The 2,646-nt window shown below is 73.3% G+C and carries 3 protein-coding genes; 1 reads left to right on the forward strand and 2 read right to left on the reverse strand.

Annotated features, from left to right (window positions below; translation table 11 throughout):
• Positions 1-4: 4 nt before the first annotated feature.
• Together G3I40_RS09550 and G3I40_RS09555 are read right to left on the reverse strand one after the other, a co-directional pair.
• The gene (locus tag G3I40_RS09550; RefSeq protein ID WP_164301727.1) at positions 5-592 is read right to left on the reverse strand and encodes a GNAT family N-acetyltransferase; all 588 of its coding nucleotides are present in this window, start codon (positions 590-592) and stop codon (positions 5-7) included.
• A 157-nt stretch (positions 593-749) separates the two neighbouring features.
• The gene (locus tag G3I40_RS09555; protein WP_164301728.1) at positions 750-1,559 is read right to left on the reverse strand and encodes a squalene/phytoene synthase family protein; all 810 of its coding nucleotides are present in this window, start codon (positions 1,557-1,559) and stop codon (positions 750-752) included.
• A 308-nt stretch (positions 1,560-1,867) separates the two neighbouring features.
• Here G3I40_RS09555 and G3I40_RS09560 point away from each other — a divergent pair.
• The coding region (locus G3I40_RS09560) for an oxygenase MpaB family protein (protein ID WP_164301729.1) at positions 1,868-2,646 on the forward strand (779 nt) is incomplete at its 3' end.

A 2,646-nucleotide genomic window follows, 5' to 3' on the forward strand; every position in this document is an offset into this window, starting at 1 on the left:
CGGGTCACCGCTGCGGCACCCGCGCCCACACCTCCGTGCCCGCCGCGCCCGAGGACCCGGCCGGCCCGGCCGGCCCGCTCGCCCCGTCCGGAGCATCCGTCCCGTCCGGCCCGGACAGTTCCTTCCAGCCCCAGGCCCGCAGCAGCTCCCGGAAGCCGTCCCCGGCCCGGTCCTCCACGCGGGCCACCACCAGATCCGCGGCGAGCCGGTACAGCATCAGCTCGGCGAGGCGGGTCGCGACGCCCTGGCGGCGGTAGGCGGGCAGCACCATCAGCTCGGCGAGCGCGAACACCCGGCCGGACGAGGCGAGTTCCTCGGCGCCCGGCAGGACGTCGGACGGCACTCCGGCCCACGCGTCCAGCCCGCGGCCCAGGCGGAACACGTACGCGCAGCCGACCAGGCCCCCCTCGTCGGCGACGGCCATGTCGAAGCCGTCGTGCTGCCCGTGCTGCTCGAAGCGGTGCAGGAACTCCTGCCGGTCGCGGGACCTGCCGCCCGGCGCACCCCGATAGGCCGCCGCGTACAGATCGGCGACGGCCTCCCGCTGCTGCTCGGCCTGCCAACGGCTCAGCCTGCGCAGGAACACAGCCATCCGTTCCCCCCTGATGCCGGAGGACGACAGGCCCCGGCGTTTCCACGGTACTCCCGTGCCGCGTACCCCGGCTCGGTCCCGCTCCAGGAAGAAGGGGGCGGCGTCCGGCACCGGGTGGACAGCAGTCGTCCCCGGCCGGGGACCGCCCGCCGGGCGGTCACTCCGGTACGGCGTAGCGCGCGGCGAGGCCGGTGATGGTCGCCCGGTCCAGGGGCGTCCCGTGCTGCAGGGCGCTCAGCGTGGTGTGGCAGATGTCGAGGGTGAGGGAGCAGAAGTCCCTGATCGGGCCCGCGGGCAGGGAGGCCGTGTACGCGCTCGCCGCGGGCAGGTGCTTCTCGGCGTACCGGCACATGTCGTCGGCCGACCAGCCGGCGGGGAAGAAGTCGACGCCGCGCGCGAGGTCCTCCTCGTGGTTCCAGGCGATGTTCGCGGCCTGCACGGCCCGCCCGAAGGCGACGGCCCCTGCCATCGAGGTGACGACGCCCGCGTGCCGGGTCCACAGGTCCGACAGCGTGAGGCCGATGGAGCCCGCGACGGCGAAGGTGTAGCGGTCCAGGTCCGCCTCGTCGTCGATCCGGAACCCCGCCTGGACCCAGTCGGCCATGCGGTCGGCGAGAGCGGCGAGGGAGTCCCACAGGCGCGGGGCGACGTCGTGCGGCGGGAGCGCGACCGCCCAGTCGTGGAACTGCCGCGTCACGACGTCGAGTTGGTCGTGGTGGTGGCCCAGCAAGGCGTCGACGTCCTGCCGGGTGAACGACTCCTGCTGCAACAGACGGCTCGCCCCGCGCAGCAGCGCGACCTTGGCGTCGGGCGGCAACCCGGGGTGGTCCTCGATCTCGTCGAGCGCGCGGTTGGCGAGGTAGTAGGCGGCGACGGTGTCCCGCAGCTCGCCGTCCAGCCGCATGATCGGCAGGAAGAACGTGCGGCTGGTGTGCTTCAGGGTGTCGATGACGTGCGTGTCGAACATGTCCGTCCCAGGCTCGTGGTGCGTGGCTTCCGGTGGACAAGCCCGGTCTACCCCACGGCATTTGCAGCCAATCGCCCTCTCATGTGCATTCGGGAAGAAGTGCCCGCGCATCACCCGATGGGGTTGTCTTGGGCACCGGAACTCCCGCTCGCGAAAGGGGGTTTGGATCCCGCATCGCCCACCGCGCCCCGGTCGAGGGCCAGGGGTCGGCTCCTCGCCCACCAACTGCCGGAAAAGGCCGGTGTTTGGAGGAGGCCGCACATAGGGAGCCTGCGTCTGCACCACCGACGCACTGCAGGAGGTACGACGTGAGTGACCATCCCCTGCCCGGGCCCGACTCCCTGTGCTGGAGATTGCTGGGGCAAAGGCGCATGCTCCTGGTGACCGGCCGCGCCCTGGTCCTGGAGGCCGCCCTGCCCGCCGGCGGCGCCGCGCTCGCCGACCACTCCACGTACCGCACCCGGCCGCTGCGCCGTCTCGAACTCACCCTGGACAGCCTCCAGCGCCTCACCTACGGCGACGAGGACACCCGGGAGAAGGAGTTCGCCCGCATCCGCCGCGTGCACAAGCACATCAACGGCACCGATCAACAGGGCCGCCCCTACAGCGGGTTGCACGACGAGAGCCGCACCTGGATCGCCCTCACCCTCTTCGACGCGATGGTCGCGATGGAACGGCTCGCGGGCCGGCCACTGTCCCCGGCCGCCGAGGCGCAGCTCTACGCGGAGTGGCGCACGATCACCGTCGCGTTCGGCATCGACGGGGCCGTCGTCCCCGCCGACCTCGCGGCCTGCCGCGCCCACTTCGACACCGTCGTCGCCGAGGAACTGGAGGACAACGCGGAGGTCCGCCACCTCTTGGGCGCCCTCTACGCCACCGTCCCCGCCCCGGACTGGCTGGCCCGCTGCCCCGAGGCGCTGTGGCAGCTCGCCCGGATCGCCGCCGGTGCGGTCATGGGCTCCCTGATGCGGGCCGACCTCCCGGACGCGTACCGCCGCCGCCTCGGACTGCGCGCGAGCCCCCGCGACCGGGCCCTGTCGTGGCTGGTGCACCGCACCGCCCGCTGGGCCCTCACCGGCCGGCCGGT

This window comes from Streptomyces sp. SID14478 (assembly GCF_010548525.1).
Lineage (GTDB): Bacteria > Actinomycetota > Actinomycetes > Streptomycetales > Streptomycetaceae > Streptomyces.